8 protein-coding genes are annotated in these 17,317 nt (G+C 37.9%); 6 read left to right on the forward strand and 2 right to left on the reverse strand.

All coding sequences use genetic code 11. From position 1 onward, the window contains the following. The first annotated feature begins 200 nt into the window (after positions 1–200). From JM81_RS09540 to JM81_RS09560, 5 genes are read left to right on the forward strand one after another with little or no spacing between them, the layout of a single operon-like run. A complete protein-coding gene (locus tag JM81_RS09540) occupies positions 201–3,560 on the forward strand; it encodes a VCBS repeat-containing protein (protein WP_144805617.1) in 3,360 nt (1,119 codons plus the stop codon). Continuing rightward, complete coding sequence (locus JM81_RS09545; protein WP_144802737.1) at positions 3,550–6,801, forward strand: VCBS repeat-containing protein; 3,252 nt, start codon at positions 3,550–3,552, stop codon at positions 6,799–6,801. The genes JM81_RS09540 and JM81_RS09545 overlap by 11 nt, the downstream gene beginning before the upstream one ends. Positions 6,802–6,804: 3 nt before the next feature. After that, on the forward strand, positions 6,805–8,151 hold the full coding sequence (locus JM81_RS09550) for a vanadium-dependent haloperoxidase (RefSeq protein WP_144802740.1): 1,347 nt from the start codon (positions 6,805–6,807) through the stop codon (positions 8,149–8,151). 2 nt (positions 8,152–8,153) lie between these two features. After that, the gene (locus tag JM81_RS09555) at positions 8,154–9,053 is read left to right on the forward strand and encodes a GyrI-like domain-containing protein (RefSeq protein ID WP_144802743.1); all 900 of its coding nucleotides are present in this window, start codon (positions 8,154–8,156) and stop codon (positions 9,051–9,053) included. Further along, positions 9,046–9,903, forward strand: a complete 858-nt coding sequence (locus JM81_RS09560) for a hypothetical protein (RefSeq protein ID WP_144802746.1) — start codon at positions 9,046–9,048, stop codon at positions 9,901–9,903. Before JM81_RS09555 ends, JM81_RS09560 begins: the two co-directional genes overlap by 8 nt. Before the next feature lie 3 nt (positions 9,904–9,906). Here JM81_RS09560 and JM81_RS09565 read toward each other — a convergent pair whose 3' ends face one another. Then, positions 9,907–13,629, reverse strand: coding sequence for a metallophosphoesterase (locus tag JM81_RS09565; protein WP_144802749.1), 3,723 nt, complete (start codon positions 13,627–13,629; stop codon positions 9,907–9,909). A 57-nt stretch (positions 13,630–13,686) separates the two neighbouring features. Here JM81_RS09565 and JM81_RS09570 point away from each other — a divergent pair, with 57 nt between their 5' ends. Further along, on the forward strand, positions 13,687–14,904 hold the full coding sequence (locus tag JM81_RS09570; protein ID WP_144802752.1) for a Pycsar system effector family protein: 1,218 nt from the start codon (positions 13,687–13,689) through the stop codon (positions 14,902–14,904). On the opposite strand, the gene JM81_RS09575 is transcribed toward JM81_RS09570, so the two are convergent. Then, positions 14,893–17,265: a GAF domain-containing protein gene (locus JM81_RS09575; protein WP_144802755.1), complete on the reverse strand. Its 2,373-nt coding sequence runs from the start codon at positions 17,263–17,265 to the stop codon at positions 14,893–14,895. The two genes, JM81_RS09570 and JM81_RS09575, sit on opposite strands and share 12 nt — an antisense overlap. Between the last annotated feature and the right edge of the window lie 52 nt (positions 17,266–17,317).

The raw sequence follows: 17,317 nt of genomic DNA on the forward strand, positions 1-17,317 counted from the left end.
TCCGTATAATGAATATGGAGTTTGAAACCGATTTTAATAGTTTTACAACATCATATTTAACGAGATGAAATTAGAGTTGACCATCTGCAAAAAAAAGGCATCTTGCAACGCTGATTATTTACTTATAAAGTTCATTTAACAATATGACATTTTCCTTGTCCATACCCCAATACAAATTGATATTTCAAACATTCGTTAAAATGGGTCCGCAGTCGCTTAAACTCCTCTGCTTAAGTTTGCTCACACTTTTATGTATTTCTTGCGACCCAAAAGAACAAAAAGATGCTATCGATACCAATGCTCCAGAATCTACTTTATTTACCCTTTTAGACCCAAAAGAATCAGGTATTGAATTTGTAAACAAAGTGGAAAACTCCAAAGAATTCAACATATTCAAGTACAGGAACTTTTACAATGGCGGAGGAGTTGCAATAGGTGATATTAATAATGACGGATTATCAGATGTTTTTCTTACCGGAAACATGGAACCCAACAAATTGTATTTGAACAAAGGCGGGTTAAAATTTGAGGATATATCGGAAAAAGCAGGAATTCAAGGTAGCAAACCATGGTCTACCGGGGTAGTAATGGCAGACATTAATAATGACGGCTTACTAGATATATATGTAAGTAATGCGGGCAATATGGAAGGTAACAACCATGATAACGACCTCTACATAAATAACGGGGACGGTACATTTACAGAAAAAGCGCATGAATATAATTTGGCAGAAACGGGCTTTTCCACCCATGCCTCTTTTTTTGATTATGACAAGGATGGTGATCTTGATGCCTATATCCTGAACAACAGTAATATTCCCGTAAGTAGTTTAGGTTATGCCGAACAACGAGATGTAAGGGCTCAGGATTGGGAAGGCGTTCCTAAAATTTTTAGGGGTGTTGGCGATATGCTTCTGAGAAACGACAACGGAAAATTTGTTGATGTTAGTGAACAAGCGGGTATTTATGGCAGTCTTATTGGTTTTGGACTGGGAGTAATGGTTACCGACATTAACAATGATCTATACCCGGACATTTACATTTCCAATGATTTTTATGAACGGGACTATCTATATATCAACAACCAAGATGGAACATTCAGTGAGGAAATTCAGGAATGGACAAACCATTTAAGCCTGTCGGCAATGGGTATTGATATGGCAGATATAAATAACGATGGGCTGACAGATATTTTTATTACAGATATGCTTCCGGAACCGGACCAACGTGTAAAATCTGTAATGGAGTTTGAAGGATATAATGTCTTTAAGCTCAAACAAAGTAAAGATTTCCATCAGCAGTATATTCAAAATACCTTGCAACTAAATAACGGGAACGGCTCTTTTTCTGAAATTGCCTATTACAGCGGTATTGAAGCAACTGATTGGAGTTGGGCCGGTTTATTGTTCGACATGGATAATGACGGGTTAAAGGATATATATATTACCAATGGTATTAACCATGACTTGACAGATTTGGATTTTGTAGATTTCTTTGCCAATGAAATCATTCAAAAAATGGCATTGACCGGAAAGAAAGAATCCATTGATTCCATTATCCAGAAAATGCCGGTTACACCACTTCCTAATTATGCCTACCGTAACAATGGCGATTTAACCTTCAGTAAATACAACAAGGAATGGGGTTTTGAAATTCCAAGTCGTTCCAATGGGACCGCCTATGGAGACCTGGACAATGACGGTGATTTAGATCTGATCGTCAATAATGTTAATATGGAAACCTTTGTATATAGAAACAATGCAGAATCTAAAACCGACAACAATTATATTAAATTGAATTTTAAAGGTGCGGATGGCAATAAATTTGGTATAGGAACTATTGCACGTTTATATTACCCAGATAATATAATTGACCAAACATTAATGCCCTCAAGAGGATTTCAATCTTCTGTAGAATACGCTATGACCATAGGTTTGGGCACTACCTCAACATTAGACTCTATTAGAATTATTTGGCCAAACGATGCTACAGAAAAATTGGTGAACGTAAAAGCCAACCAGAACCTTACATTCGTTCAAGACAATGCAAAGGAAATATTTAAAGTCGCAAAAAAACCCAAGGCAACCTTGTTGAGCGAAATACAAAATAGTACGCTTTTACAGCATGAAGAAAACAATTATGTAGATTTTGACAATGAAGGATTAATATCAAGATCATTATCTGAAGAAGGACCTGGAATGGCCATTGGCGATGTGGACAATGATGGCAATGAAGATATATTTATTGGTGGTGGCAAAAACCAATCTGGCGCATTGTACTTGCATAAAGGTAACGGAAAGCTATCCAAGCCCATTTTAAACCATTTTAAAGATGAGGCTTCTTACGAGGACACTTCTGCCGCTTTTCTTGATGCAGATGCAGATGGTGATTTAGATTTACTTGTAGGGTCTGGTGGCAATGAACTGAGAATGCAGGCCACATATGGCATACGCCTATATCTTAATGATGGTAAAGGTAACTTTACCTTAAGCACGGAAAAATTACCCTCTACCAATAAAAATGTTGCTGTCATTGCCCCTTCGGATTTTGACGATGACGGGGACATGGACATTTTTGTTGGTTCAAGAAGTGTAGTAGGTACCTATGGTATAGATCCGGACCATTTATTATTATTGAATAATGGCGATGGCACTTTCACGGATGTCTCGGAACGCAGGGCATATGACCTAAAGGATGCCGGCATGATCACCGATGCCAAATGGCTGGATATGGACGGTGACGGCAAAAAAGATTTGGTCACGGTCTCTGATTGGGGCAGTCCAAAAATTTATAAAAATTCCGGCAGAAGATTAAGCAACTTTAAAAGTTCTTTAGATAGTTTAAGTGGATGGTGGGGCGCTGTTGAAGGATACGACCTTGACAATGATGGTGACCAAGATTTGATCTTAGGGAACATGGGCAGCAATCTACATTATAAACCTACCACCGGGCAACCTATGAGAATGTGGGTCAATGATTTTGACAATGACGGTACCATTGAACAGATTACTACACAACACTATGATAATGGAGATTACCCGTTACATCAAAAAAAGGAATTGACCTCACAGATTCTAGCCCTAAAAAAGAAAAACATCAAAGCTTCTGAATATGCGAACAAAACCATTCATCAGCTTTTTGATAAGGATATACTCGATAATACTATTATAAAAGAAGCACGTATCTCAGAATCCATTATAGCAATCAATAATGGTAACGGTAATTTCACAATACAAATTTTACCTTCCCAAGTACAGTTTTCCTGTATTTGTGGAATTCAATGCCTGGATGTGGATAAGGATGGTAATCTAGACTTGGTCATGTCGGGCAACAACTTTGAATTTAAACCTCAATACTCTAGATTAGATGCCAATTATGGCAATGTCCTTTTAGGGGATGGAGCACTTAACTTTACATGGCAAAATTACTTGGACAGTGGATTTTTTATTAGAGACGAGGTCAAACAATTGAAAATAGTTAAGGACAATAAGGGCAATGAATTCATAATAGCGGCCATTAACAATGAACTGCCCAAACTGTACAGCTTAAATGAAAAATAGATTATCAATACTTTTCTTGCTCTTGGTCATTGCAAGCTGCACCAACAAAGGTGGCGAAGTCTTTACCAAACGTACACCTAAAGATTCTGGTATTACGTTTGAAAACACGCTTACAGATTCAAAAGACCTGAGCATACTGGATTATCTTTATTATTACAATGGCGGCGGTGTGGCCATTGGGGACATCAACAACGACAGCCTGCCCGATATTTTTTTTTCCGGCAATCAGGTCAAGAACAAGCTGTACCTTAATAAAGGTAATTTAGAATTTGAGGATATCTCCAAAAGTGCCGGAGTTGAAGGCAACAGTTCATGGAATACAGGTGCCGTAATGGGAGATATCAACGGAGACGGTTTGTTGGATATTTATGTATGTGCCGTGGTTGGCCTTAACGGATTTAATGGTTACAATGAACTATATATCAACCAAGGCAACAACACATTTATGGAGAGCGCTGCCCAATATGGGTTGGACTTTGAATCCTATAGCTCTTCGGCCGCTTTTTTAGATTATGACCTTGATGGCGATTTGGACATCTACCTATTGAACCATGCCGTGCATTCACAAGATTCTTATGGCACAGCTTCCTTACGAACAAAGCGTACATACGAAACCGGTGATAAGCTATTGCGCAATGACAATGGCAAGTTTACGGATGTTAGTGAAGAGGCAGGTATTTACGGTGGCATCAATGGATATGGATTGGGTATTGCGGTTTCTGATTTTAATCAAGATGGCTACCCGGACCTTTATATAGGAAATGATTTTCATGAAGATGATTATTATTACCTTAATAATGGCGATGGCACTTTTAAGGAAAGCTTAAGGGAGTATTTTGGACATACCACTAGGTTTTCTATGGGAAGTGATGTAGCGGACATTAACCATGACGGGCTTACTGATCTTATTTCATTAGATATGTTAGCGGGAGATGAGAAAGTCCTAAAATCATCAGATGGGGATGATGATATTCAAATCCATAAACTTAAGACCGGCAAATTTGGGTACTATAACCAATACACAAGAAACATGCTGTTCATCAACCAACCAAATGGTACATTCTTGGAAACCGCATTGTTGAGCGGTGTTGCAGCAACGGATTGGAGCTGGAGCGCGTTGTTTGGAGATTATGACCAAGATGGTGAGCAAGATCTGTACATTAGTAACGGTATCCCAAAAAGGCCCAATAATCTGGACTACATCAATTACATTTCCAACGAAAACATTAAACAAAAAATCAATAATACCAACCTTGTTGATCAAAAGGCATTGACACTAATGCCTTCTGGCTATGTGGGCAATATGGTGTTCAAAGGAGCAGCAAACCTTAAATTTATTGATGAATCACAAAATTGGTTAGAAAAAGATTCCATTATTTCCGGTGCCACGGCCTATGGGGACTTGGATAACGACGGGGACCTTGACCTTGTGACGAACAATCTCAACCATCCTTCATTAATTTTGGAAAACACTACCAATGCACAGCGTAATTGGCTCAAAATTAAGTTGTCCTATCAAAAAGGTAACAATTTTGGCATAGGGACAAAAATATATGCATATACCAATGGTGTACAGCAATTTAAAGAGCTTTATACTGTAAGGGGGTTTCAAGCATCATCAGAACCCGTGGTACATTTTGGTTTCAATACCGCAGAAAAAATAGATTCCATTAAAATTGTATGGCCAAACAAAAAATATCAGACACTCAAGAATATTCCTGTCAACCAAACATTATATATTCATCCAGAAAATACCAAAACTGTTCCGGTTAAGGCTAAAAACGGTGCATCCTTGCTCTTTAAAAAAACAACCAATAATCTAGGGATTGATTTTGTACATATAGAAGACTCATATAGTGACTATTTACGCCAGAAACTGATTCCATATCAGATTTCTGATAGAGGCCCTGCCGTTAGCATTGGAGATCTGAATGGTGATGGAAAGGATGATATATTTTTTGGCGGGGCTAAATACGTTGCATCACAAATATACATTCAAGGAGATACGTTATTTCAACAAAAGCAGTTTCCAAAAGTTAAAAATGATAGTATCAAGGAAGATATTTCTTCCTTGATTGCCGATTTCAATGCGGATGGCAACAATGACCTCATGATAGGTACCGGTGGAGCGGATTTCTTTGGACAAATGAAACCATTGACAAATTCTTACTACACCAATAGCGGACAAACTATGGTGGAAGCAGAATTACCCCAACTTTATGAAAACACGGCAGTTCTGTTAAAATTAGATTTTGACCATGATAATGATATAGATGTGTGGGTAGGAAACCAGTCCATTACCGCAGATTATGGAAACAAACCCAACAGTTATTTATTGGAGAACACTAATGGGTCATTTTCAATTTCCAACCAAAACGTCTTTAAGAATTTAGGACTTGTTACAGATGCCCTTATTGCCGATTTCAATAATGACGGCTGGGAAGACATCATTGTTATAGGTGAATGGATGTCCCCTAAATTTTTTCAGAACAATAATGGCATTTATACCGAGGTCAATGTATTGGACAATGACAAAATAAACGGATTATGGCAAGCAATTACAAGTTTTGATATCGATGCAGACGGAGATTTAGATTTTCTTTTAGGGAATTGGGGCACAAACACCAAATTTTCGGCTACGCAAGAGCACCCAATGCGTATGTATTATGGAGATTTGGACCTAAACGGGTCTACAGAAACAGTCATCAGCACATATAAAAGTGGCAAAAATTATCCCATTGACGGACTTAAGGAATTGTCCAGCCAATTGGTATTCTTACGTAAAAAATTCACCAATTATATTTCATTTGCCGGAAAATCAATAGAAGAAGTTCTGGGCAAAGAAGCCATTAAAAATACCGAGATTTTGGAAGTTCATACATTAAACTCAGGATTTTTAAGAAATGATAACGGTAAATTCTCGTTTATTCCTTTTAATTTTGAATTACAAACAGCTCCGATCATGGACTTTTTGGAATATGATTTTGATGGTGATACCAAGACCGAAGTTTTGGCCGCCGGAAATTATTTTGGGGTTAAACCCTACCATGGGCGTTTTGACTCGTTTCCCGGTGCAATGATTGCCCAAGGCCCAGCGGTATCGCTAACAAGTGGTCTGGGCCTTGATCTTACGGGAAAATCAATTAGGAACATGCAAACTATCACATTTAAAGGACATACGTACCTACTGCTAACATTCAACAATGAAGCGGCACAGGTATATCAAATACTTAAACAATAGAACATGAAAAAGTATCTTGCTTTACTATGTTTTGGTTTTCTCTTTTTAAATTGTAAAAAGAAGGAAGAGCCAATACAAATTACCCCAGAAGAACTACACAATTCTATAGATTTAGTGGTGGATATCATGATCCATGATATTTTTTCTCCCCCGGTCGCAAGTAGAATTTTTGCCTACCCAAATATTGCAGCATATGAAATTATTGCCCAGGTAAACCCTGAATACAATTCATTGGCAGGACAGGTAACAGATTTAAAACCAATACCTGAAATAGACACTGTACAAGGCATAAATCCTCAACTGGCAGCATTGATCGCCCACATGAACATAAGTAGGCAATTAATATTTTCAGAGGATAAATTTGATGTTCTTCAGGATAGTTTGTTTACCCAATGGAAAAATCAAAATGTGACAGAATTTGAGGTTTCCAAAGCCTATGGACTAAAGGTCGCCGAGCATATCAAGGACTGGATGGGAAAAGATCAATATAGCCAAACCCGTACCATGCCAAAATTTACCGTTAATACAGACGAAGCGGCAAGGTGGCAACCTACCCCACCGGCCTATATGGATGGTATTGAACCCCATTGGAACAAAATACGTCCTTTTGTATTGGATTCCGCAGCCCAGTTCAAACCCATTCCGCCACCGGAATTTTCATTGGATAAAGACTCCCATTTTTATAAAGAGCTAAAGGAAGTATATGATATAAGTAATGAAATCACCAAAAATGGTGATGAGTCCGAAGAAGTGGCCATAGCCAAATTTTGGGACTGTAACCCTTATGTCTCCGTTACCAGGGGGCATTTAATGTTCGCTACCAAAAAAATTACACCCGGTGCACATTGGATAGGAATAACCAAAATTGCCTGTAGAACTACAGAATCTAATTTTAATGATACGGTATATGCCTATACCAAAACCTCCTTGGCCATTGCAGATGGATTCATAAGTTGTTGGGATGAAAAATACAGAAGTAATCTGATAAGACCGGAAACCTTGATCAACCAGCACATTGATGAAAACTGGAAACCCATTTTACAGACCCCTCCGTTTCCTGAATACACCAGCGGGCATAGTGTGGTTTCTGGTGCGGCCGCTACTGCCCTGACCAGTATTTTTGGAGAGGATTTTTCTTTTGAGGACGATACTGAAATACCTTATGGACTTCCGGTCCGTTCATTCAATTCCTTTAATGAAGCTGCAGATGAAGCGGCCATTAGTAGAATGTATGGAGGTATTCACTACCGTGCCGCCGTAGAGGTTGGCGTAGGACAAGGAAGAAAGATCGGTGCATTATTGAACTCAAAAATTAAAATGAAAAACACATATTCAATAGCCCAGAACTAAACATGAAAAAAGGAATTACCATTGCAACTACCATTATTGTCATTGGCTTACTTTGGTACTTTTTTATAAAACCACAAGATTACCAAGTAAGGGTATTGGCAAAATCATTTCCAGGAACCATTAACCAATCATTGAAGGCATGGAACAACACTTTGCCAAACGCTACCATTCAGCAACTAAACGACCTAAACCATCTTGAGCAAAAAATAACTTTTGGAGATTCTACCAGTATCTATAACTGGGAAATTACACCAATAACGGATTCAACCTCCAAATTAAAGGTTGATATTAAAGATGTGGACCATAGTTTTTTCAATAAACTTTATGTTCCGTTCACCGATACCGATTTTGAAAAAAGATCACGTAAAACGGTAACCGAATTTATGGAGAGCCTAAACCAACATTTAAAGGAAATCAAAATTACATTTGAAGGTATAGAAGAATTGCCGTCTACCTATTGCGCTTGTGTTGAACACACCACCATACAAAGTAATAAGGCATTTGCCATGATGAAAAGTTATCCGTTTTTAAACTCGGTCATTATCAATAATGAAATACAAATGAACGGTATTCCATTCATAGAAACCACTGAATGGAATATGCAAACGGACAGTATTTCGTTCAATTTTTGTTATCCAATTATCCGAACAGATTCCTTACCTACGATAAAGGATGTTGTTTTTAAGGAATTCATAGGCAAAAAATCATTGAAAGCTACATATAACGGTAACTATATGACCTCTGACAGGGCTTGGTATTCTTTGTTGGATTATGCCAAAGCAGAAAATATTTCCGTAGAACAAACCCCAATAGAATATTTTTTCAACAACCCTAATATGGGCGGAGATGCGTTGCGATGGAAGGCCGAAATATTCTTGCCCATAAAAGAGACCGATGAATAAATTTCTTCCTGTTTTAATCATAGCGGCATCTGTACTAATTTCATGTACCAATTATGGTCAACTGAAAGTGGTTACGGACCTACCCTCTAGCCTAGAAGAAATTTCTGGAATGGTCACCTATAATGATTCTACAATTTGGGCCATTGAGGATAACGGCAATAAAGATGAAATCTATCAAGTGGACCAAAAAGGTAAAATTCTAAAAAGCCTGAAGGTTAAAAATGGGGACAATACGGATTGGGAAGACCTGACCAAGGACAAAGACGGCAATCTTTATATTGCCGACATTGGGAATAACGCCAATACAAGAAAAAATCTAGTTATCTATAAAGTTCCCAACCCCTCCCAAGAACCAGGAGAAAAAATAGATGCCGAACAAATTGCATTTTACTATCCCGAACAAAAAAAATTCCCCCCAAATAGAAACGCCCTATTTTATGATGCAGAAGCTATATTCCACAAGAACAACAAATTATTTATTGTAACGAAAAATAGATCTAACCCATTTACAGGTGAGGCATTCATTTATACCGTACCAGATAGCAAAGGAACTTATGAAGCATCGCTAATTGGGACTTTTACCCCTTGTAAAGATTGGAAATTATGCCAGATTACCGCAATAGATATCTCTCCAAACGGGGAGAAAATTGTAGCTCTCAGCTATGGTAAACTATTTGTTTTTACAAATTTTACCTGGGATGATTTTTCCAATGGAAAAATGGAAGAAATAGATTTAGGTGCAAGAACCCAATTAGAATCCATTTGTTTTATAGATAATAAAACCATTTTACTTGCTGATGAAAGAAGCCATGGTACGGGTGGCAATCTGTACACCTACACACTTCCTTAAACCTTAAAATCCAAATCCCAGACCAAAACTAAACCTTGCCCCATCATCACTTGCAAACAATGCCGTATTAATAGAAATAACGTCTGAGGCATTCAAGAAAAAACCACCTCCATAAGAAGTATGCCAACGCTTGGAACTTATTTCCGGATACCACACCCTACCATAATCAAAACCACCAAAAATACCCATGGCCATTGGCAAAAGAGAAGTACGTTTCTTTTTTAGGCTAAAGCGTATATCCGTATTTTGGTAAAAGCTGGTTTTCCCGGTGAACCGCTGGTTTCTAAAACCACGAAGTCCGTCCGTACCCCCAATACTTGCCGCTTGATAAAATTCATAACCGTTACCTACATTAAAATGTGCCTTCCATTTGGTGGCCAACACCAATCTTCCATTTGGCACCAGCCTATAATCGAAGCCTAATGAAGGAATAATATACCCAAAATCTCCACCACCATTGGAAATATTGTCCTTAAACCCAACATTTAAACTGGTAGACATGCCCATGGTAGGAAAAGCTTCATTGTCCTTATTTTCATAGGAATAACCTGCATGAACCCCTAAAAAATCACTGTTTGTTTCTTCTCCATTTTGTTGATAGAACGTATTTATAAACCTATCCGCCGTTTCTTCTACACTAATATTTTGATAGGAAACCCCAAATTTAACTTTTGCCCCCAATTGCCCGCGCCACACCAAGGATGGGGAAAATTCTATTTGTCTTAATTTGACCCTATTGTAATCCAATTCCAAATCATCATCAAGGTTTACGGTGTTGTTACCGAAACCAAAAAAGTTGACGGCAAAATTAGGACTGGTAAATCTTGCATGTAATTCAGCGTTCCAATTCTCTAAAATATGTGCAAATTCTCCCTGATATTTAAAATCAAAACCACTTGTAGCAAAATAATAAGATGCTGCAAACGTATGTTGTTGAGTAAATGGATTTTGTCTAAAACCATTATAAGTATATGTATTTAAAAATCCGATACGCACCCCATCATCCGGATTAAAACCTATGGTAGGTATAATTTGGTTAAAGCTATTTCTAACATTTAAAGGCTGGTAAGTATTTAACTCATAATCATCTGAGCGCTTTACTTTTGCCCCGGACGTTTCTTCAAATGTATTTTTCTTGCTCTTAAAATCATAGAGTGCCACATTTCTACCATTGCCAACTTTATATATATCATTATTTTGACCACCAATGACCCTAACTTTTATTCCCTCAAAATTTGAAGGATTCTCAATCTCAAAAATATCATCGTCATCTAAACCATATACCCAAATTTCTTTGGTATCCGTTTTTGTAAATATTTTATGATAAAAAAGTTTTTCCTTTTTATCATCTATATTCCTATACACCTTTATTTCCGTTTGCCTTTCGTTTAGCCTATGAATTTCAAACCAATCGTCTTTATCAGTACCTGCAACCACTGCATACTTATTAAGGACACCATAATATTCTTGGGCCGTTTCCCGTATATGACTCAGCCGTGCCAACAAAACTTTCTTTATTTCATCTATGGTTTCATCCCTAACCTCTTCCGGAAAAGCGGTAAACGCGTTATCTATTACTTCCGGAGTTAAATTTTTTTGCAAATAATCCGCTTGCGCCAACCATTGGTCTTTTTCCGTTTCGCCCAATAAAGCCAAGTCCAATACATAAGTTTTTGGAGATGAATTAAAGCCTTTGACACTTCTTATCTCTTCCGTAAAACCTTCCATTAAACGTAACCCCGGTATAATACGGGTAGCAATGTTCATTAAGGCACCATCGCCCATTTTGGAAAACACCTGATCACGGTCTCTGGGTACAGGTCTATAGATTATTTTATCTCTCTCCTTGTCCTTAAATTCTGCCCACCTCCATTGGTCTACATGTCTATCCCAGTCTCCCAAAGCCATATCAAACAATCTTGCCCGTAGGTATAAATCTTTGTCCACCTCATATTTTTCATCATCCCGTAAATCTTCCAACATACTATCTGTACTCTTAAGCTCATTGGAATATCCAAAACTTGCCAAATTTCCATGGCCATCACCGGCATGTTCCTCTATCATATAAAGTTCGTCACCAAAAGTATCGTTGTATTCCTTTAGAGCAGGTTGTTTGGGAACATAATACAATACGGGATTGGTATGGTAAAGTCCCACAGCATCAGAAAGTGCCGCAATGGTAAAAGGCCCATAAGGATGCGACCCTGTGTAAAAATCCTGTAATAGCTCTTGAGTATAGGTTTCCTTTAAGTCTTCCAATACATACTGGTCTTGAAATGCCATGGACTGCAGGTAAAGTTCAGCACTTTTTTTCAATGCCCTCATTACATATTCCCTACCATCCTTTCGTTGTAACCGCAATGATTTGGATTGATGACCGCCCCCTTTCTTTACGGGTATAAGACCTCCCATTAATGTATCCAAATTAACGGTTGGTGCTGTAATTTTGGTGCCATAATACTTGCGGTAACGTTCTCCCCAAATAGTCCTAAAAAATTTACTCTTATCAATATCCTCTTGCGTATATACCGACGCTTTTATGGTTTTAGGAAATGAATCCGTATACTCACCCGTATACTCTTCTTGAGTAGGTGGCAATACGGTATTGGTAAACAAAAACTCTTCATTGCCATTAGCCCCAACACCATAGAACCTAACCCTTGAAGAACCGTCTTTGTATACTTCTAGTGTGGCATAGCCCATTTTTCCGGTATTGAACTGCGACCCGTTCAATAATCTAGTGGTACCTTCCTTGGCCCCAGATCCGCTTACAATTTGCGGTGTATTGTTTTCAACAATGTATTGTAAAGTATGTTCGTGACCGGAAGCGAATATTACACGATCGGAAAATTGGGCCAAAGTAGTTACCCTTTTCATCAATTCATTGTATCGCTTGTTGTTCAGATCCTCAACAGATGCACCGGAAGTATTTCTAAGTACATTAATAAATGTTCCCAATACGGGTACCGGCACAGGAAGTTCTTTGGGATAAAATTGTTTACGTAATGAAAATTGACCACCATGGGGACCATAGCTTGTAGTAGGGTGATGCATGGCAATAATCGTAGTTCTATCCCTATAATCCTTTATAGCGTCTTCCAATTCCAGAAAAAATTTCTCCCTGCTTTTTATATCGCATTTATCGTTCATATCCGGTCGCTTGTCCCAATTCGTCAAGTACCATTCCGTATCTATCGTAATAATAGCAACATCATCCGATACCTCTATAACATCCAAGGGACATCCATTTTCTGGTAAAAACGGGTCTTTTTCTTTCTTTTTCAATGCATCCTTGATATAGTTTTCTTCCCGCTCCAGACCTATTAAACCTTCTGTGTACCAATCATGATTTCCTGGTATGAACAATGGTCTACCCTTAAAATTATCAAGGGTCTTCAACTGGGCATCAAGATCATTTTTGGCATTAAAATATGCGGCTGTAGAATCCTTGGGGTCTGGCAAACCAGCAGGATATATATTGTCTCCCAAAAAAATAGCAGTACTGTTCTTATCCGCTTTGTCCAGTCTTTTCTTGAATATTTTCAAGGCAGCGTTCATGTCTCCCATTGGGGACAGGCCCGCATCACCTATAAGATAAAACGTATGGACCACTTCTTTGTTCTCTTGAACGTCCAACGCATATTTTTCATCTACATATTTAGTATCAATGGTGGCGCAACTGACAATTACGGATACTATTAATAGGTAAGCATAATATTTTCTCATAGTAATGTAACCCTCTTTAAATTTTTGTAATTTGGGTATTTCTAACCAAAATTTCCTATGTCGAATATCTTAGCCAAGGCACAAGATTTTGTGACCGATCTACTTTCTAGCAAGTTGGATAAGAATTTTCTATATCATAACCTCAGGCACACTCAACGTGTCGTTAAAAGTACTAAAGAATTATTGGACGCATGTTCTCTATCCGATCAAGAAAGGGAATTATTACTACTTGTTGCCTGGCTGCATGATACAGGATACACCAAAGGGATAAAAGATCATGAGGAGAACAGCTGTGCCATAGCCGAGACTTTCCTAACAAAGGAAGGTTATGAACCCAATAAAATAGAACAGATAAAAACGTGTATACTGGCCACAAAATGGAATGCAAAGCCATCTAATTTAATGGAGGAAATCATTAGGGATGCGGATTCCTCACATTTTGCCCAAAGTAGTTATATTGAAACATCTGAATTACTACGTGAGGAGCTAAAATTACTGGGTGTTAAAAATTTTAGCCAAAAGGAATGGTTGCAAGGCAACATTCAAGTATTTAGAACAGACCACCAATATTACACGGACTATGCCAAGGAACATTGGTCAGAAAAAAAAGACAAGAATTTAAGAAAGCTGATCAAGGATAAAAAATCCGAGAAAAAAATTGCAAAAAAAGAACGGCTCAAAGCCAAATTTAAGGGCGAAAGTCCAGATCGGGGCATACAGACCTTATATAGGGTTACGCTTAAAAATCATATTACCCTAAGTGATATTGCGGATACCAAGGCCAATATTCTTCTTTCTGTGAATGCCATCATTATATCGTTGGCATTATCCAATTTAATTCCAAAATTGGACAACCCGTCCAACGATTATCTCATTTACCCAACCGTAATCTTTGTTCTCTTTGCTATAGTATCAATGATATTAGCGGTTTTGGCAACTAGACCCAATGTAACCAGTGGTTCTTTTACCAAAGAAGATGTGGCCAACAAAAATGTGAATTTATTGTTTTTTGGTAATTTTCATAAAATGAAATTAGGTGAATACGAGTGGGCCATACAAGAAATGCTAAAGGATAAGGATTACATATATTCTTCCTTGACCAAAGACCTTTATTTTTTAGGAATAGTGCTCAATAGAAAATACACCTTGTTGCGTTGGACCTACACTATATTTATGATAGGCATGATCCTCTCCGTTATTGCATTTGCAATCTCGTTCAAGTTCTATGGCCCGGACAGAAAACTAGAATTATTGAGCCAAGTACTATTCCTTTAAGGTATTGATCAAATCGTTGTAAGTATAGGTTTTATCCGGAGCTTTCTCCGTTTTGTATAGGATTTCCGCACGTATGGCCTTAAGACCCGATACGCCCTGCAACCCCTCTAACTCAACAATCTCTATTTTGTTGGTAAAATAACCTTTAGATTTTAAGAACTTAATATATCTTAAATACTCCAGTTCATCTTTTTTCTGTGAATACACGATTGAAAGCATGCCTTTCTTGGTCAATCTTTCCTCGGTTCCCTTAATATATGATTTGTCTATCCTTTTCTTTATTACCTCATAACGGGCGTTATAGGTTCCATCAACATCAAATTGTTTTTCATCCATTCTAAATCGAATGGATAATGAGGTATTGTACACCAGTATTAATGAGGTGGCGTCTAACGGAACGGGCAACTCAGGTTTTAGGGCATAGTGCACATTTTCCATTTCACACATTACCTGTAATTGCCAAAGTCGAAGATTATTAAGATATAGCTGGTTATATTCCAAATCTTCTGATATAGATTCACCAATGTACATATTATGTTCTACTCCATCCGTCTTAAAGCGCTCATAATAATGTGGGTACATGTTTTGTGCACTTTCTTGCTTCTTATCAATAACGGCAGATAATTTTTTATTGATCAGGGTTACACTTTCATCATAGTTTTTTCTATGATCGTAATATGAACCCGTACCCATATCAATCTTTGCCTCATAGGCAAGAATATGTTTTTCAATGGTACTATCGGATTTTTTTAAATGCTCAAAAACCGGTGTAATTTCATCGTGTACAAAATCAAATATGGCCTGCTCACTATTGGTGTACAACATTTCCTTTATACTTTCAAGGTGATTGTTCACCCTGAATATCAATTCTTCATAAATGGGCAGGTGCCACTTTTCCATAGCCAAAGTAAGAACATTGGCTATTTCGGAAAGCTGTATCATTAAATCTCGCTGAATGGCAAGGTTTCTGGCCTTGGAAGAATCCTTAATATCAATTTGACCAAATAATGGATACACATCCTTAAAGATAATTTCCCTGAACGCAGTTGGTCTTCCTTCCAACTCATCTCCCATAAACCTTTTGGCCTCTTCCTGAAATTTCCAATATACAGAGGAATGCACAGAGGTACACTCATTCTGTATAATTGCATCTATCCTATTATTTTCCTCATTTTTGGCGCGTACCACAGCAGAAACGATAAAGGGCATTACATCGTCCAGCTTTTGCGCATTTACACCATTCAGCACTCCTTTTCGTTCAGAAACTACTTCTAGAACGCCCAATAATTTTCCTTCAAAGGCAATGGGAGCAAAAATTGCACTCTTTATTTGCTGCTCCTTTAATGCAGCATAAGGCTCCACACCCTCATTTGTCTCCACAAAACGGTCAATATCGGTTATGATGAAATAAGCATTGTCATTGATCAACTTGTCATACGACTCCATGCACAAAGCGGTCTTGCAGCTTAAATGATCTTGACCATGTAAAAGAAAACTATTGAAGCTCATGCCTATAATCTCCTCAAACCTATCGCTCTTGGCATCATATGAGGCAAAACCCACCTTTATATTGGGCAGTTTAAAGAAGGATTTGAAGGTCTCCTGCAATTCCTCCATAAAATTTACGGGACGTAAATTATTCTTGGAAATCAATTTTGATTTTATATCGGATATGGCCTGCTCTGCCGTAACGTCAAACAAGTTTGCTATAACAAAACCCTTGCTAATAAAACTTTCTGGCGGAATCTTCTCCATCCACAATGCTACGTCATATGGGTTTTCCAACAATTCATCTACATCGTCCTGGGTAATGTCTTTTGCTTTTTCAGTAGCAATAATCTCTATAAAATCTGCATTGTATAAAATTCTGTAGTGGCGCATAACCCCCTGCGCATCTGGTATATCATAAAAATAAGGTCTGCTGAAATCAAATTCAAATCCATAGTGGAAATTCAAGATTACAACACAGCTCATGATATAGTCCATATCTTCGCCAAGGCTTCTCATTTCTGGCTGATATTCCCTACCAGCTTCACTGATTATCTTTTGAAAGCGTTTTGTTGACTTAATGATAACATCCCTGTACGGCAGCGTGGCAACCTTAATTTCGTTGGTACTCAATGCCTCGGTAAAGGTATCCTGTAAAATTCTATCAATAACCTCCTTGTATTTTTCCAATAGAGCAAAATCCGTAAATCCGTCACGCAGTTCCGGATATTGGCTTTGGGCATCCAAAATGCGTTTGGCCGTTGCAGCCAAAAAAGGGTCATCTCCGGTCAATTGTTCCTCATACTTCCGCAGAAGTTTGTCAAAACTGACCAGATGCTTTAAAGGCATAACACTATTGTACGGATGGTTCATGTAATTCTTAGTCTACATTTATGCTGTAAAGTTACAAAACACCACAAGTTTT

This window comes from Maribacter sp. MAR_2009_72, from assembly GCF_007827235.1.
Classification (GTDB): Bacteria; Bacteroidota; Bacteroidia; order Flavobacteriales; family Flavobacteriaceae; genus Maribacter; species Maribacter sedimenticola.